The sequence below is a fragment of the Rhodococcus sp. JCM 9793 genome (assembly GCF_055380405.1).
The window spans coordinates 172316-188149 of sequence record NZ_AP043719.1; the positions used below are offsets into that span (position 1 = coordinate 172316).

Annotated in this window: 15 protein-coding genes; 5 read left to right on the forward strand and 10 right to left on the reverse strand. The window is 62.4% G+C overall.

Going from position 1 to position 15834, the window contains the following annotated elements; all coding sequences use genetic code 11:
- Positions 1-4 precede the first annotated feature (4 nt).
- Together ACZ46K_RS01605 and ACZ46K_RS01610 are read right to left on the reverse strand one after the other, a co-directional pair.
- A complete protein-coding gene (locus ACZ46K_RS01605) occupies positions 5-1690 on the reverse strand; it encodes a hypothetical protein (RefSeq protein ID WP_464743483.1) in 1686 nt (561 codons plus the stop codon).
- Positions 1691-1857: 167 nt separating this feature from the next.
- The gene (locus ACZ46K_RS01610) at positions 1858-2520 is read right to left on the reverse strand and encodes a nucleotide-binding domain-containing protein (protein ID WP_054809623.1); all 663 of its coding nucleotides are present in this window, start codon (positions 2518-2520) and stop codon (positions 1858-1860) included.
- Between the two features lie 95 nt (positions 2521-2615).
- On the opposite strand from ACZ46K_RS01610, the gene ACZ46K_RS01615 reads away from it, so the two are divergent.
- A complete protein-coding gene (locus ACZ46K_RS01615; RefSeq protein WP_054805207.1) occupies positions 2616-3407 on the forward strand; it encodes an IS5 family transposase in 792 nt (263 codons plus the stop codon).
- Positions 3408-3818: 411 nt separating this feature from the next.
- Here the strand turns inward: ACZ46K_RS01615 and gnd are convergent, their stop codons facing one another.
- The gene (gene gnd, locus ACZ46K_RS01620; RefSeq protein ID WP_054805213.1) at positions 3819-4718 is read right to left on the reverse strand and encodes a phosphogluconate dehydrogenase (NAD(+)-dependent, decarboxylating); all 900 of its coding nucleotides are present in this window, start codon (positions 4716-4718) and stop codon (positions 3819-3821) included.
- Between the two features lie 195 nt (positions 4719-4913).
- Between gnd and zwf the strand changes: the two genes are divergently transcribed.
- Positions 4914-6452: a glucose-6-phosphate dehydrogenase gene (gene zwf, locus ACZ46K_RS01625; protein WP_054809624.1), complete on the forward strand. Its 1539-nt coding sequence runs from the start codon at positions 4914-4916 to the stop codon at positions 6450-6452.
- A gap of 157 nt (positions 6453-6609) precedes the next feature.
- Here zwf and hxlA read toward each other — a convergent pair whose 3' ends face one another.
- A complete protein-coding gene (gene hxlA, locus ACZ46K_RS01630; protein WP_054805206.1) occupies positions 6610-7239 on the reverse strand; it encodes a 3-hexulose-6-phosphate synthase in 630 nt (209 codons plus the stop codon).
- 45 nt (positions 7240-7284) lie between these two features.
- Complete coding sequence (gene hxlB, locus ACZ46K_RS01635; protein ID WP_464743485.1) at positions 7285-7866, reverse strand: 6-phospho-3-hexuloisomerase; 582 nt, start codon at positions 7864-7866, stop codon at positions 7285-7287.
- Between the two features lie 191 nt (positions 7867-8057).
- On the opposite strand from hxlB, the gene ACZ46K_RS01640 reads away from it, so the two are divergent.
- Positions 8058-9317 carry a helix-turn-helix transcriptional regulator gene (locus ACZ46K_RS01640; protein WP_054805205.1) on the forward strand — a complete coding sequence of 420 codons (1260 nt, stop codon included), beginning with the start codon at positions 8058-8060 and terminating at the stop codon, positions 9315-9317.
- A 151-nt stretch (positions 9318-9468) separates the two neighbouring features.
- Here ACZ46K_RS01640 and ACZ46K_RS01645 read toward each other — a convergent pair whose 3' ends face one another.
- The 5 genes from ACZ46K_RS01645 to ACZ46K_RS01665 form a co-directional block, all read right to left on the reverse strand.
- The gene (locus tag ACZ46K_RS01645) at positions 9469-10515 is read right to left on the reverse strand and encodes a 2,3-butanediol dehydrogenase (RefSeq protein WP_054809625.1); all 1047 of its coding nucleotides are present in this window, start codon (positions 10513-10515) and stop codon (positions 9469-9471) included.
- Between the two features lie 289 nt (positions 10516-10804).
- The gene (locus tag ACZ46K_RS01650; protein WP_054805212.1) at positions 10805-11557 is read right to left on the reverse strand and encodes an SDR family NAD(P)-dependent oxidoreductase; all 753 of its coding nucleotides are present in this window, start codon (positions 11555-11557) and stop codon (positions 10805-10807) included.
- 53 nt (positions 11558-11610) lie between these two features.
- Complete coding sequence (locus ACZ46K_RS01655) at positions 11611-12123, reverse strand: 2,4'-dihydroxyacetophenone dioxygenase family protein (protein WP_054805204.1); 513 nt, start codon at positions 12121-12123, stop codon at positions 11611-11613.
- Positions 12124-12167: 44 nt separating this feature from the next.
- Positions 12168-12644 carry a 2,4'-dihydroxyacetophenone dioxygenase family protein gene (locus ACZ46K_RS01660; protein WP_054805203.1) on the reverse strand — a complete coding sequence of 159 codons (477 nt, stop codon included), beginning with the start codon at positions 12642-12644 and terminating at the stop codon, positions 12168-12170.
- Positions 12645-12739: 95 nt separating this feature from the next.
- Complete coding sequence (locus ACZ46K_RS01665) at positions 12740-13804, reverse strand: helix-turn-helix domain-containing protein (RefSeq protein ID WP_464743488.1); 1065 nt, start codon at positions 13802-13804, stop codon at positions 12740-12742.
- A 170-nt stretch (positions 13805-13974) separates the two neighbouring features.
- On the opposite strand from ACZ46K_RS01665, the gene ACZ46K_RS01670 reads away from it, so the two are divergent.
- Positions 13975-14733, forward strand: a complete 759-nt coding sequence (locus tag ACZ46K_RS01670) for an IclR family transcriptional regulator (RefSeq protein ID WP_464743490.1) — start codon at positions 13975-13977, stop codon at positions 14731-14733.
- Positions 14734-14834: 101 nt separating this feature from the next.
- Entirely contained in the window at positions 14835-15809 is a 975-nt protein-coding gene (locus ACZ46K_RS01675) for a PDR/VanB family oxidoreductase (protein ID WP_464743492.1), read from the forward strand.
- Positions 15810-15834 lie beyond the last annotated feature (25 nt).

The window sequence follows — 15834 nt, forward strand, 5'->3', positions numbered from 1 at the left end:
GGGGTCACAGTTCGTTCGAGGTCCGCGCCTGGTGAGCCTGCAGCGTCTCGACGATCGCCATGAGTAGCGCATCGCCGGTGCGTACTCCGTCATGGAGAGCATTGGCTACCGCGGTTGCTTCGGCGGTAAGAATAGCGGCATCGGTTTCTCCGACACGCGAGACGATGCGATCATAGACGCGGCCACATTCTCGGGCGACGTGATCCATGCGTTCGTGCGCGCAACCCGGGGCGCAAAGAGGCGGCGTCCACTCTTCGAGAAATGCCAGTACTTTCCGGAACTCGCCGCCATCCCATTGATCGGTCGATGTCCGGATCCACCCAGTCAACTCAGTGCGGTCGGGGATGCGCGCGTCGCAGTCGCGGCGCAGCTCATCATCCGGGGCTCCGATCAGGATGTCGGTGATCTCTGCGGGGCTCGTGCTCATCGGGTCGAGACCTAGGATCGTGCGGAACACAATCCCGGTGACCGCGGACAGGGGAAGGTTTCGTTTGTCTTCACTGAACGGCGCGGACAACGATTCAGGGTTGTCGGATGCGCGTTGTATCCAGCGTTCGAACTGCTTCAACCCGTAGGTGATCGCGTTCGCTTTCGACATGCCGTCGTTACGTTGATAGGCGCTGGATGCGTCGCGAGCCGCACCCCAGGCCATGCGGTACAGGTGCCCGAGCGAAAATAGTGTGGCGCCGCGGATGGTGGTTGTCCGAAGTGCCTCGTCGTGGGTCTCGGTCAGATCCGGCAGGTTGTGCTCGCGCAGCATGTGCACGAAGTATCGGCCGGCTTCTTCCGCAACGAGACGGTGTGCGAGGTCGGCCAGCTCGGCGCGTTCGGTCGACCACATCGCAGTCAGGTCGAGCTGGGAACGAAGGTGGTCGACGAAGCTCTCGAGGCGGTCTTCGAGGGTTCCGTCGCCGGGAGCGAAGAATCGCGTGTTGTGGGAGTAGATGCCGTTACCGAGGACGGTGTCACTGTCCCAGACGAACGCAGCGGTCGGTGAGGTCGGATGGATCTGGAGCAGTTCGCCGTGCCAGGCGGCGATGAAGAGTTCTTTGCTGATCGAAGTGTTCGGGCCGATTGTCTGGTCGTTTGTGTCGATCGGATAGATCAACCCACCCTTGTTGCCGACGGCGTGTATCACCGCCAGGGCTCCCAGTTTCGCCAAGAGTGACGCGTTGGACAGGAGATCTTCCTGGTCATTGGTTGCTACCGGGTATCGGTCTGCAATCACCTCACGTCGCGATTGTTCGAGCTCACGTGCTTCCTGCACGGTAGCTTCCTGCTTCAGTGCCTCTGCTGCGCGTTGGGTACGTCTTTCGAGCGAACGTGGCTCAAGGATTTTCGCTGCCTGCTCATCGACTCGTTTGTGGCATGCTCGGCAGGCGACCGCCTTTCCTGCAAGGGTATCGGCCAGTGCTTGTCGTGAGGTCAAGGTCAATTCGGCGTCACAGGTTGCGCACGAGTATCCCGGTAGCGTCGCGGTGACGGCGGCAGCTGCTGCGTAGTGGGCGCCGCTGGACCATGTCTTGTAGGGAAGAGCGCTGACGCGTTGTTCCCACTTCGGCTCGTTGGTTTCGGGATCGACACCGAGCAACGTCCAGTACGCGATCCCGACCTCCTGGAGCGGTGAGGGTGCAGCATCGTTCGGTTCGATCAGCAGCTTGAGATCCGAGGGCGGAAGCGCTTTGGGCATGCCGGATTCTATCGGCAGGTACCGCTGGTTATGAAGGCAGCGATGGTTTCATCCCGGTCAAACGTTGTCTGATCTGCATGTGTCACGGTAGCGAGGAGCTGCGCCGTGCATGTCGCGTATTCCGATGTCGCAGCTCCCCGCGGATCAGCGTATCTTCCGTTGAGGTTTCAGGGGAGGATGCGGACTTCGTGGTGATCGCTGGCGACTACTACTCCGTTGCGGATGACGTAGGCCTCGATGTAGTGCTGGCCTGGATACTTGGTGGATTCCTTGTGAAGGTTTCGATTCACATTACCGTGGCGCATGATTTGTCCGCGTAGTTGGCAGGCACGCTCGGATGCCGTGCCGCGGTTGCGGACTTTCCACCACACTTCGTACGGCTCGGGCACATCGGTTCGCAGGTGAAAGCGCAGTTCGCGCCCGAGGGGTACGACGCGGGCCTTGCGCAACGACCGGGAGTATTTTCCGATGATGGTCGCGTCGATGCGCGCGTCATACCGCCGCTCGATTGTGGCTTTGTCGTGGATGAATTCTTCGTCTGGAGCCGTCTGCTCCGGGACCATGCGGGTCGAGGCCTGCAGGGACTTGGAGTGAACAAGCGAGGCTTGAGCTGCTTTGACCTCGTCGGCAGCGAACTCGTCACCGAAGAGCTTCTGCCACGCGGTGAGGGCGGCCTGGGCGTCGGTGCCTTGGAGATCGAGTGCCTCGCGCGCCCAGACCGCGTAATCATGAACCTTCTTCTTAGAGGGTGTTTGAGAACTCGCAATTGCGGGCGTGTGCCTCGCTGAGCACTGCAGAAGTGGGCTCCTGGTTGGGTCGGTGATTACCAAGTCCCCGCCCGAGCCAGGAGCCCACGATGCGACAATCGCCGACCTCGCCATGCCCGTCGTGCCCGCCCCAGGCGGCGGGCGGACATGGTTGCGCGGTGTACTCGTCGTCGGTCACCGACGCAGAGTGGGCGACCCTCGAACCGCTGTTGCCTGAGCCGGGCAGTACGGCAGGCCGTGGGGGACGACCCGAGAAGTATTGCCGCCGTGTGATAGTGGATGCCATCTTGTACATCGTGCGCGGTGGTATCGCTTGGCGGCAACTGCCGGTGGAGTTCCCGCCGGCCGGGACGGTGTACGCGGTCTTCGCCCGCTGGGCTCACAGCGGTGCGTGGCAGCGCATCGTCGATGTGCTGCGCGACCGGCTGCGGGTGCGTGACGGGCGGGACCGGTGCCCGAGCGCGGCGATCATCGACTCGCAGACGGTGCAGGCTGCCGATACCGTGCCTCGATCGAGCCGCGGCTGGGATGGCGGCAAGAGAACGAACGGCGTCAAGCGGCACATTGCCGTGGATGTGAACGGACTGTTGCTCGCCGTTGTCGTCACTGCTGCCTCGATCCAGGACCGCGACGCCGCGCACCGACTCCTGGTCGCACTGCGCGGCAGGTTCTCCACCATCCGGCTGGTCTGGGCTGATGGTGGATATCCCGGACGGTTGCCAGTCTGGGCGAAAGATGTTCTCGCCCTGCCTATGCAGATCATCAAACGTATCCCCGGCGTGACCGGTTTCCATGTCCGTCCACATGTTTGGGTGGTCGAGAGAAGTTTCGCGTGGATCAACAAGCACCGCCGCTGCGTGCGAGACTACGAAACCAGACCCGACCACCACGAGGCCATGGTTCACATCGCGATGATCGCGACCATGACTAGGCGGCTCGCCCGAAGCTGACGGTTTTCAAACACACTCTAAGAGATTCGCGATCTCGGGGCCGGCGGAGAGCAAAGAGTCGATGCGAGCTTCCTCGAAGAATGTCCCGGTACCAACGAGTACCGCGACACCTACCTCTTCTGAACCACACGCACACACATGAAACGGAGAAGAACCATGAAGCACCTGATACTCGACGAAATCCAGATCACCCCCGCCCGAACCAGCGAGTAACAGCGAGCTTTCGCATTCATTGCACGCGAAGGACGCAAACGTGCGGTCAACACCCGGATCTGTGCGGTCTACCCAAACCAACTCACATTTGGTTATTCAGTGATCACCGGAAGCCTCCCGCCGCGACGGTGTGGCGGGTCAGCAGCTTCGTCCATTCACGGGCGCGGGCGGCGTCAGGTCGGGTCGAGGTTGTCAAGTTCATGCGGTCCCGGCAGGTTCGGCGGACCGGACGGCGTGTCCGCCGAACTGATTGCGCAGTGCCGAAACGGCTTTCATGGCAGGTGAATCGTGCTGGCGGGAGGCGAATCGCGCGAACAATGCGGCGGAGATGACCGGTGCGGGGACTGCGTGGGCGATGGCTTCTTCGACGGTCCAGCGGCCTTCACCGGAATCCTCGGTGTAGCCGGAGATCGCGGCCAGGTCGGGATCCGCGGACAGAGCCTGCACCAGGAGGTCGAGCAACCAGGAGCGCACGACGGTACCTTTGGACCAGGCACGCAGGACCGCAGGCACATCGACGATGGACTCCTCCGCGGCGAGCAGTTCGTACCCCTCGGCGTAGGCCTGCATCAGCCCGTACTCGATGCCGTTGTGCACCATCTTCGTATAGTGCCCGGCGCCGACCGGGCCGGCATGGACGAACGAGTCCTGGCGGTCACCGTCCGGCCGCAGCGCGTCGAAGACCGACATCAACCGGTCGATGTCGGCGGCGTCGCCGCCGACCATCAGCGCGTAACCGTTCTTGCGGCCCCAAACTCCGCCGGAGACGCCGCAATCGAGGTAGCGGATGCCGTGTTCGGCGAGGATCTCCGCGTTGATCTTGTCGTCGGTGAATCGGGAGTTGCCGCCGTCGACGACGAGGTCGCCGGGTGCGAGTAGCCGTGAAAGTTGCCCGATGACCTGACGGGTCGGGGCTCCGGCGGGCACCATTATCCACACCGCCCGCGGCGCGGGAAGCAACTGGACCAACGCTTCGAGACTGTTCGCATCGCTGGCGGTGGCGTTCGGGTCGTATCCGATCGCATCGCATCCGCGTTCGCGCAACCGCTCGCGCATGTTCAGTCCCATTCGTCCCAGACCGACAAGTCCCAGTTTCATCGTCACCGTTCCACTTTCGATATGCAGTGTCTTTCCGAGTTCTATGTCTACGGGGGTTCAACGTTCGCCTCACCTGACCGGACGGGCAGATGACACTGGCCGCTCGGCCGAGTGCTTTCCACCGCACATCCTTCGACACTGGTATTCGGTGCATTGGCTCAATGCGCGGGTAGAGCGAAAGACGGAGAGCAAGAAGTGACGGTTTCTGAAGTGCAGGAGCGGAACTCGTTGGCAGGGGGATCGGGCGCCGTGGGTGAGGCGTTGATCGGCAATCCCTGTCAGGTCACCGAGTCAGCGACGATGGTGATCTTCGGGATCGCCGGTGATCTCGCGCGCAAGAAGTTGGTTCCGGCCATCTACGACCTCGCACACGGTGGCCAGTTGCCATTGGATTTCGACCTTGTCGGCTTCGCCCGCGACAGCACAGACGTCGAAACCCGGTTGAGGGAGGCGGTGATTGTGCATGCGCGCGCACCGTTCGACTCGGAGGTGTGGGAGGCGCTGGCCGAGCGCATTCACCTGGTGCAGGGGTCGTTCGACGACACCGCCGCGTTCGCCGCACTTGCCGCCCGGCTGGCCGAACTCGACGTTCGACGCGGCAAGCCCGGAAACTATGTCTTCTACCTGTCCATCCCACCCTCGGCGTTCGCCACGGTCTGCGGTCAGCTCGCAATCGCCGGTCTCAACCGCGGGGATCGTGGGTGGCGCCGAGTAGTGGTGGAGAAACCGTTCGGGCATGACCTCGCAAGCTCACAAACCCTCGGTGCCGCGCTGGAACGAGTGTTTCCGTCGTCGTCGATCTACCGCATTGATCACTATCTGGGGAAGGAGACGGTGCAGAACATCCTCGCGTTGCGCTTCGCGAACGGGATGTTCGAGCCGTTGTGGAACAACCGGCACATCGACCACGTGCAGATCACTATGTCCGAGAGCGTCGGGGTAACGGGTCGAGCGGGGTACTACGACGGAGTCGGCGCCGCCCGCGATGTCATCCAGAATCACCTGCTGCAACTGCTGGCGTTGATCGCGATGGAAGAACCCGTCAGGCTCGATGCGGACAGCATCGCCGCCGAGAAGATCAAGATCCTCTCCGCCACCGAACTTCTCGGACCATTGTCGGAGACATCGGCTCGCGGCCAATACGGGGCAGGAGTCGAGAACGATGTTCCCGTACCAGGATTGGCTGACGAGTCCGGGTTCCCTGCCGACTCGGCCACCGAAACCTTCGCGGCCGTTACGGTCGGTGTGGCCACTCGCCGGTGGGCTGGCGTGCCGTTCTTCATCCGCACCGGAAAACGCCTCACCCGTCGGACTGCCGAGATTGCGGTGACGTTCACGCCCCCGGTCCACGGCTCACCCGCGGCCCGGGTCGCGGTGGTCTCGAATGTGCTCGTGTTCCGGGTTCAGCCGGACGACGGAATCGAACTGCATATCGGCGCCAAACGTCCCGGCGACGGCATGCACATTCAACGGGTCAGCCTGGGAACGGACTTCCGGTCGGTGTTCGAGGAGGCGCCGGAGGCCTACGAACGACTAATCCGTGACGTGCTACGCGCAGATGCCACACTCTTCCCCCGCCGGGAGGAAGTCGAATTGTCCTGGCGGATCATCGATCCTCTTCTCGAACACTGGGGCACCTTTGGTCGACCGGACACCTATCCGTCCGGAACGGCCGGCCCGGCGTCGGCGGAACGGATCCTGAGCCGGACCGGCCGGGTGTGGCGCCCGCTCTGACCCCACCCGCCATATGGTGCGTGTCCTAGGAACGGTCGACGTGGTCTGGTGGGAACGATCGAGGGGCTATCTCACCACGCCAACGTGAAATCCGGAACGAATTGACCACGAAATGCCCCGAACACTCACGTGTTCAGGGCATTTCATATAGATGAGGCTACTTCGACAGGGCGTCCTTGAGTGCCTTCGCTGCAGCGGCCGGATCTTCGGCGCTGTAGATTGCGCCGCCTGCGACAGCGACCTCCGCACCAGCGTCGCGGACGGCGGCGATGGTGTCGACCTTCACGCCACCGGCGACCGAAAACGGAACACCGGCGATCTTGCCGTCGTCGAGGAGTGCCTGAATGGAGTATCCGGGCTGCGCCTGCTCGTCGAGACCAGCATGGATCTCGACGAATGCGACACCGAGCTTGGCGACCTCGCGGGCGCGCTCGACGCGGTTCGCGACGCCGATGAGGTCCGCGACCACCTTTTTGCCATGCTTTGCGCCGGCCTCGACAGCGCCCTTGATGGTGGCGTCACCTGCGGAGCCGAGAACCGTAACCAGGTCCGCACCGGCAGAGAAGGCGAGGTCGGCCTCGAGGAATCCGGCATCCGCGGTCTTGAGGTCCGCGAAGACCTCCTTGTCCGGGTGGGCGGCTTTGATCGCGCTGACGGCGCTGAGACCGGCATTCTTGATCAACGGGGTGCCCAGCTCGATGATGTCGACGTACGGTGCCACCTTGTTGGTGAGCGCCAATGCGTCGGCGGTGGTGAGCAGATCGACTGCAACCTGCAGCTTCGTCATGTGTTTCTCCTTGGTTGATTATCGCTAGGTGGTGGGTGACTCGGGTCAGCCGATGTTGGCGTGGCGTTCCCATAGCCGCTCGGCGGTCTGATGGACGCCGCTCCACATCGCGTGGAACAGTGCGTCGAATGCGAGCAGCACAGACTGCTCGAACAGACTGCCGGCGTATTGGAGGGTGATTTCCGCGCTGTGGTCCTGCTTGTCGGCGGCGGGCAGCACCAGCACTGCGCGTGCGCGCTGGGCAAGTGGCGATTCGGGAGCCGCTGTGACGGCCAGTACCGATGCCCCGACCTTGATCGCCGTATCGGTGGCACGCACGACAGCATCTGTAGTTCCCGAGCCCGAGACCGCGATCAACACATCCCCGGAGTCGAGGGCCGGGGCGGTGACCTCACCGGCCACGTGCACCCGAAGTCCCAGATGCATCAGCCGCATGGCCGCCATCTGGATGGCCAGGCCGCTGCGCCCGCCGCCGATGACGAAAACTGCTCGGGCAGAACGAATCAGTGCACCAGCGCTGTCCCACTCATCAGCCGCTACGGCATTGAGTAGCCGATCATTCTCCTCGAGCACGATACGGCGCCCGTCGTTGAACCCGATGTGCGTCTGCTCGATGGTGACGGTCATATTCCTCCTCGGTCGTGTCCGGTGGTGCTGTGAACACAAGGCTGCCGACTGAAGTGCGCACCGGCACCCGGCCGCCCGGCGAGTTCGCACTAGCCTTTCGGACAGTGCCGCAGAGGCACACCTGGCTTAGGCTGAGAATTGTGGTTATCCCAGAGGGCGCTGATCGACTGCAGGGCGATACCTTGACGGCGATGCGAGAGGTGCTGACAGGACCTCTCCCTGACATCGCCGTCCGATTCTCGCGGTTTCTCACGCACCTCTGGCCGCACGAGGCCCTGATCATTTTCACCCGTGAATGCACCGGACGACCTCGTAAGGTGGCCGGAAACCGGGAGCTCGTCGACCGGGTGACCATCGACGAACTCGACACGATCAAGCAGACCATCAGTCTGGGGGAGGGAAGCGAATGTCTCGCCACGCTCGCGGGGCGAAGTCGCCGTCTCTGGGCGGTTCGCGATTCCTGCGACACCCTGCTCGTTCTCGTACCGCGGTCGCCTAAGTCCGTGGCACCTGGTTCCGAAGGCGTCGAGGCCGCGCTTGACGAGATCGCGGCAGCTTTCGGACTTGTTGCTACCTCCATTCAGCAACAAGTCGCGCAGGCCAGCCCTGACTACCTTGCCGAGTCGCGGGCCGCGTCGAGCGAACGTGCCCGCACCATCGCCGAACTGACCGAACTGCACGAGGCGACGTTGTCATCGATCCTCGGAACGCTCCGCTCGAACGATCTCGACGATCGTCGTGCTCGAATCACAGCAAGTGAGACGGCGTCAGCCGCGTTGATCACTCTGAGGTCTGCGGGCGATGCAGACCGAGTTCTCTCCGAGGAAGCCGTGACGACCGCATTTGCCAGGCTGCAAGGGGAACTGCGCCCGTTGTTGCGACATCGGGATGTCGAAGTCGACTACGCCGACCCGCCGGCTGACGGACGTCCGCTGCCGGGCGAGGTGGCGGCTGCGGCGCGGGCGATGGTCCGTGCCGTCGTTCTCGCCTTCGGTGCTCAACCGGAACTACGTCGATTGCGTATCGCCTGGGATTGCGACGGTGACAATGTTCTGATCGAGCTTCGCGACCAGGGCCACGGAACTCTCGACCGCACTGCCCTGACCCGACAGTTGTCCGGCCGCCTGAACACATTGCGCGGTCGGATCGACATCGAATCGATCAGCGGATGGGGAAGCCGTGTAACGCTCACAATTCCTCTCGACCCACCCGCGGCCCGCCCCGACGAGCACCTCCTGTCCACCCTGAATCCGCGAGAACTCGAAGTACTCGCTCATCTATCTACGGGAAAACGCAACCGAGCTATCGCGGAAGAACTTGGAATCAGTCAGAGCACCATCAAGTTTCACGTCGCTAGCGTGCTCAAAAAGCTCGACGTATCCAACCGAGGTGAGGCCAGCGCGATCGGGATACGTGCGGGAATCGTGCCCGCTCCGTTTGGTCAACCCTAAAGAACTCCGAGGTGCCGCTGAACGCAGAACACGACGACGCCTTTTCGCCGGGACCTGCGGCGAGCCCGAAATACGCGCCGGATGAGACATGAGTGCAGCGAAATGGTCGCCGTATAAAGGAACCGCTATCCGTGCGGATAGAGTTGGATACTCAAGATGTGGGATCGACGAGAATTTTCATCTTTTTTCCATCTCGAAGAGCGTCGAATCCTTCATCGACGACGTCGGAGAGGGGAACGGTCGTTACCCATCCCGTTGTGTCGTAGTGTCCCTTGGCCATCAACTCGATGACAGCTTCGAAGTCGGTCGATGTATATCCCATGGACCCTTGGATACGCGATTCCCCGAGTATCAAGTTGATCAGTGGCGTTTCGATCGGCTTCTCGTAGAGAGCGACGCTGACAAAAGGAGATCGACCGGCCAGGCAGCTCAGGCCGGTGGCGACGGCCGCCGGCACTCCTGCAGCGTCGAATACCGCGTCAGCACCACGGCCCTTCGTTCTTTCGATGACTACCGCAATTACATCCTCTGAACTGGGATCCAGAACGTGAGCACCGAGATTTCCGATGGCATCGCGGCGCTCACTCGACGGTTCGACGACGACAACTTCATCGATTCCCATCCCGCGCAACGCGAACCACAAACCGATTCCGATAGGGCCGGCGCCGAACACAATCGCGGTATCACCTGGGGACAGATCCCCGAGACGTGCCGCGTGGTAGGCGACCGCCATCGGCTCGACGAGCGCGCCGAGATCCAAGGGAAAGTCGTCGGGGAGCTTGTGCAGCATTCCAACCGGCACGACCGTGTATTCGGCCATGCCACCGTCCGCCATCAATCCGTGAAAACCGATCTGGCTGCAGGTGTTGTAATTTCCTGCGGTGCAACGGGAACACTCACCGCAGTAGTACAAAGGTTCGACAGCAACGCGATCTCCGACCTCGAACGCATCCACGCCGTCTCCGAGTTCGGTGATGACACCGGAGAATTCGTGGCCAAGGATCAGGGGAGCCTTTTGCCCCGTTAGTGGATGTGCTTCACTCGGAATGTAGACCGGGCCGGTGTAATACTCGTGCAGGTCGGATCCGCAGATACCATTGAAGCTGACCTTGATCTTCGCCTGCCCGGCGGCGGGTGTGGGATCGGGTACGTCGATCACCTCGACGTTTTGATTTCCGAAATACATTGCTGCGCGCATGAATTCTCCTTTGAACTGTCAACCTGCACACGGGTGGTGTTCCCGGTGGTAGAGGGGTTGGCTTTGTTCACTGATCGACAGGTGTCTGATACAGGCGGTGCGTCGGTTGTGACCCTGCGCCGGTGGGTGGCGCGCCGTGCGTCACGTTCGCTGCTTCGACGTAGCGTGAATCGTGCTCGTGAATTGCCGATGCCGATCGCCGCGAGGTCCATTGTTGTTTGGCGATCTCGCGGCGATCGGCATCAGACGGGAATGACGGAATTTTTGCGTAGGTGCGGCTGGCGCGGCGTTATGGCCCTGTCAGGTAGCCGCCGTCCACAGGCAGTGCGACCCCGGTGATGTAGGCGGCCTTGTCCGACAACAGCCAGGCCACAGCGTCGCCGACTTCCTCGGGTTCGCCGAGTCGTTTGATCGCTTGCGGCGCGATGAGGCCTTCTCGGAATTCTTCGGGTGCGCCTTCGAGGAGCGGTGTCCGGATTGCGTTGGGGCACACTGCGTTAATGCGTACTCCTTGTTCGCCGTATTCCATTGCCGCGTTCTTGGTCATGCCGATAATGCCGTGTTTGGTGGCGGTGTAGACGCCAATGTTGCGGACTGCTGCCAGTCCGGCAACGGAAGCGATGTTCACGATCGCACCGGTTCCGCGGGAAGCCATGTGGTTGAGTTGGGCCCGCATGCCGTAGAAAGTTCCGTCGAGGTTGACGCTGGTCACTAGGCGGTAGTCCTCATCGGTGTTCTCGGCTAGGGGCTTGACCACGGCGACCCCGGCGTTGTTGACGGCGAAATCTAGTTCACCGTATGTGTCGATGCACTGGTTAACGAGCGACTGCGTTTCTTCGGGTGAGGTGACATCACATGCTACGAAGATGGCGCGGCCGCCCTTGGCTTCGATCATCGCGACGGTCTCTTCACCGCCTTCGCGGGATCTTTCCAGATCGGCGACAACGACCGCGGCGCCTTCTGCCGCGAGCGTGGTCGCGATTCCGCGGCCGATACCTCCGGCTGCTCCGGTGACGAGACCGGATTGTCCTTCAAGCAACATCGAATATCTCTTTCTGTTCGCCCCGAGCAGCTTGGGGCGCACCGTTATGGCCTTTACGAGCGGAACAGGTCTTTGTTGACCGGCAAATCGTTCTCCTTGCAGTGCCGTAGGTAGTGGTCGATGAACCAGAACACGTCGTGGATGTCGACGACGTTCTCGTCGTCGTCGAAGAATTCGATGCAGCCGTTGATCACGAAGTAGGCGGAGAACCCTTGAGGATCATCGGTGTAGAGAGTGTGGATCGTGCCGGGGCTTTCCTGGACCAGGTCGCCGGGCTTCGCGACCCAGTCGTATTCGCGATAACCCCAGCTTCCGGAGAGGGTGTAGCCGGTGATCGGCGAACGGTGTTTGTGCTTTCCGATCGAGGCGGGTACCGACGAGCGAAGCAGGGTGTGGGCCTGTCCGAGTCGAGGGTCGAAGGAGAGGTAGCGGGTGTACATATTCGGTCCGCCGTACGGGATCCACGGGGAGGTTGCTTCGCTGCCGTCGAGGTAGGCGTCGGGAAGTTGGTAGTCCTGCAGGGTTTGTTCGAGGGTGGAATGGTCGGGGCCGAGCAGTGAGGTCATGAGGTTTCTCCTGTGGTCTTTTTTGAATATGGGTTGCGGCAGGGTCACCAGGTGGTGAGGTCTCGGGGAGTGACACCGATGGATGCGCAGTGGTCGTTGTAGCGCTGGAGCAAGGTTTGCCAGTTGTCGTAACCGACGCGGTTGCCGGCGTCGTCGACGAATTCGAGAGAGCCCTGGATGACGGCGAAGATGATGGTGGGTTCGTCGCCGTCGAGCATGGTGGGGGCGTGGGTGGAGCCGGCGGCCTCGACGACCGAGTCGCCGGGTCCGGCGACCCACCCTTCGTTGTAGGTCCACTGCCCCTGGACGACGTAGACGATGACCGTTCCTGGATGGAAGTGCTTGGTCAGCGTCTTCCCCGGAGGAGTCTTGATGAAGACGATCATCTCGCCGGTGGACGGGTTCAGTTTGACGAGCTTGATTTCCGAGCCGCTGGCTTCGTCCCAGGGAACCCAGACGTTCCCTTCGTCGGGGACGTAACTGGCGAACGCGTCGTAGGCGGTTGCTGTGGTGGCAGTCATAGTTTCTTTCCTTCTGTTTGGTGCTGCGGGAGGTGAACTGGGCGTGCGTGATCGACCCGGAGGCTGAGGGTTCAGGCCGGGTCTTGGTGAAGGGTTCAGTGGTCGAGGAGGCGGTATTTGTCGAGCTTCTGATACAGCGTTCCCCGAGATATCTCCAGCTGCGCTGCGGCGGCTGTCTTGTTGCCGTCGGCGGCGGTCATAGCCGCTTTGACGACCTCGTATTCGGCGACTTCGAGGGGACTCAGATGCCGGTGCATCAAGTTTTCGGATGTCAGTGCCGGTGGTGGGGATGGTATTGGGGGAGTGGTGGATTCGGCGGTGATCTCGAGAACGGCACCCGCGGACGGGTCGTGTTCGTCGACTCGAATCACCATGGCGGACAGGGTAGGTGCGAGATCAATTCGGCTTCCGGAGGGCAGGGTGCGGACGGTGCGCCATATCGTTCGATGTTCGAGGCCGATGTTCGAGCTGAGCTCGTCCGCGATGAAGGTGCGCTCGTCGAGGGCGACGAGCGGTGCTGATGAGTGTCTGCGGGCGGCCAGATAGGCGTCGTAGAGTTGTCGTTCTTTGGTGGTGGCGTCGGCGCGTAATGCCCCGCTGACGTCGTCGGCCATCGACTGCGCCGCCCAGCGAAAGAACTGGTTGGCCTCATTGGCGCGGCAGGTGAGGTTGACGACGCCTACCACCTTGCCGGTCAGCGGGTGCCGGACGGGCGCTGCGGCACAGGCCCATCGGTGAAAGGACCCCACGTAGTGGTCGGAGCCGATGACGACAGCGAGTTTGCCGGATTCGAGCGCCGTACCGATGCCGTTAGTGCCGACGAGCGCTTCGTCGAAGATGGCGCCGGGAACCATGTCGACGTCGTCGAGGTCGTTGCCGAGCTGTCGGTCGCTGGTCCATCGCCAGAGCACATTGCCCCTCCGGTCGGCGAGCGCCAAGCTGGTGTTCGAGTCGGACAACGCCTCGGCCATGCGCAGAAGAACCGGTGTGGCGGCGCGGTGAAACGGTGAGTCGTCGGGGACGTCTGCACGGGGGATCGGCACATCGTGCGGGTTGATGCCGCTCCACTTCGACCGGCGCCAGGAGGTGAGCACGTCGTGGCCGACGCCGACGGTGTCCGAGCCGGACTGAAACGCTTCCCACTGAGTGAGTGTGGACAACTTGGCACCTCCTTCTCGGTCTTGGGAGCCATCACGAGTGTGCACCACGTCACAACCGGATGGGGTGTTCGATTTTTGAACGCCGACGCGCGATGAGCCATGGGGCTGGCGGCAGAGTTCGTGGTGTGCTTGTTGTGGCGCCCGGGTGTAGGCAGGAAGGCTGGAATCTTATGGCACGTGTTCACACTGGTGAGTCAGCACTAGCTCGGGCAGTACGCATCGTGGAGTCGTTCGGGTTGGACGACTCCACCTTGACGGTTTCGGAGATCGCCCGGCGATCTGAGCTGCACATTGCGACCGCCTCGCGCTTGATCGAGGAACTGGTCGGATGCGGGTGGCTCGAACGGGAGAGCCGGCGGGTGCGGATCGGTGTGCGGTTGTGGGAGGTTGCCTCGCGCGCCTCGGCGGCCGTGGGGTTGCGGGAAGCGGCGATGCCGTTCATGGAAGACCTGCACGCGGTGGTGGGGCAGCACACTCAGCTTGCGGTCCTCGAAGGCGACGAGGTGTTGTTCATCGAGCGGCTGACCGCTTCCGGGGCGGCGATCAACTACTCCCGGATCGCGGGGCGGTTGCCGTTGCATGCGTCGTCCTCCGGATTGGTCCTGCTCGCTTATGGTCCGGTTGATTTGCAGGAACGTGTGATGGGCCAGCCGATGAAGGTCTACACCGACAAGACCATCCGCAGCGCGCGGCAGCTCCGGTCTGCGCTGGCGGAGGTACGCCGGCAGGGATACGCATTCTGTGCCGGTCACATATATCCGGAGACCACCGGTATCGCGGTCCCGATCCGCGATGCCCAGGGCACCGTGATTGCAGCGGTGGCATTGATTGTTCCCAACGACGCCTCCGCCTACGCGCAGATCCCGGCGTTGCAGGCCGCCGGGCGGGGCATCTCACGTGTGATGGCATCCCACATTCGCGCAGGATAGTGACTGGAGACACAAATTCTCTCTCATTTAATGAGAATGATCTGGCGGTGTGGTGGCCCGGCGAAGGATCCTCGATCTGAAGACGAGATCAAGGAGTTCAGATGTCTGCAAGCCCTCTGCCCGCCGGCGCACTGGCGGACTCTGCATTACGGGTCACCGCGAAAGACGTTGTGTCCGAAGGCGTCGTGGCATTGACCCTGAGGCGCCCCGACAACCGTCGGCTGCCCGACTGGGCGCCGGGTGCACATATCGACCTGATGTTGCCCTCGCGTGCCACGCGGCAGTATTCCCTGTGCGGTGACCGCTGGGACGCCTACAGCTACCGCGTCGGAGTGCTACGCGAACCGAACGGCCGCGGTGGTTCGGCGTTCATTCACGACTGGCTGGAGGTAGGGGACATTGTGGGAGTGGGCGGACCCCGAAACAATTTCCCCTTGGCGCCCGCACCGAAGTATTTGTTCATTGCCGGCGGTATCGGCATCACTCCTTTGATCCCGATGATCGCGCAGGCGGAATTGATGGGCATCGACTGGCAGCTCCTCTACGGCGGGCGGACCCGCTCGTCGATGGCGTTCCTCGGTGAGCTCGCCGGTTACGGCGATCGGGTGGCCGTGATGCCGCAGGACGAGTGCGGGCTTCTCGATTTGCCAACCTGGCTCACCGCGGCCGCCGCGACCGAGACCAAGGTGTACGTATGCGGTCCCGAACCGTTGTTGAACGCGGTTGAAATGTGTTGCGTGAATTGGCCGGTCGGCATGCTTCGAATGGAGCGGTTCGTTCCCAAGGAGCAGTGCGCACCGGTGCGGAACGAACCGTTCGACGTCGAACTCGCCCGCAGCGGGCTGATGGTAACGGTCACCCCCGACATCAGCGTCCTCGACGCGGTGCAGGGCGCCGGAGTGAACGTGTTGTCCTCCTGTGGCGAGGGGACGTGCGGAACCTGTGAGACCGCGGTCTTGTCCGGTTCCCCCGACCACCGCGACTCCATTCTCGACGACGACGAACGCTCAACCGGCGAGTGCATGCTGATCTGCGTCTCCCGTTCCTGCTCCGACCGCCTCGTTCTCGATCTCTGAGAACACCCTCCGACGAAAGATTTTC

Coding starts and splice junctions, on each gene's coding strand:
- hxlA (WP_054805206.1), bottom strand. CDS start 7,239: ATGACGAAGCTGCAGGTTGCAGTCGATCTGCTCACCACCGCCGACGCA.
- gnd (WP_054805213.1), bottom strand. CDS start 4,718: ATGAAACTGGGACTTGTCGGTCTGGGACGAATGGGACTGAACATGCGC.
- ACZ46K_RS01655 (WP_054805204.1), bottom strand. CDS start 12,123: ATGACCTCACTGCTCGGCCCCGACCATTCCACCCTCGAACAAACCCTG.
- ACZ46K_RS01675 (WP_464743492.1), top strand. CDS start 14,835: ATGTCTGCAAGCCCTCTGCCCGCCGGCGCACTGGCGGACTCTGCATTA.
- ACZ46K_RS01640 (WP_054805205.1), top strand. CDS start 8,058: ATGCGAGAGGTGCTGACAGGACCTCTCCCTGACATCGCCGTCCGATTC.
- hxlB (WP_464743485.1), bottom strand. CDS start 7,866: ATGACCGTCACCATCGAGCAGACGCACATCGGGTTCAACGACGGGCGC.
- ACZ46K_RS01670 (WP_464743490.1), top strand. CDS start 13,975: ATGGCACGTGTTCACACTGGTGAGTCAGCACTAGCTCGGGCAGTACGC.
- ACZ46K_RS01645 (WP_054809625.1), bottom strand. CDS start 10,515: ATGCGCGCAGCAATGTATTTCGGAAATCAAAACGTCGAGGTGATCGAC.
- ACZ46K_RS01660 (WP_054805203.1), bottom strand. CDS start 12,644: ATGACTGCCACCACAGCAACCGCCTACGACGCGTTCGCCAGTTACGTC.
- ACZ46K_RS01650 (WP_054805212.1), bottom strand. CDS start 11,557: ATGTTGCTTGAAGGACAATCCGGTCTCGTCACCGGAGCAGCCGGAGGT.
- ACZ46K_RS01605 (WP_464743483.1), bottom strand. CDS start 1,690: ATGCCCAAAGCGCTTCCGCCCTCGGATCTCAAGCTGCTGATCGAACCG.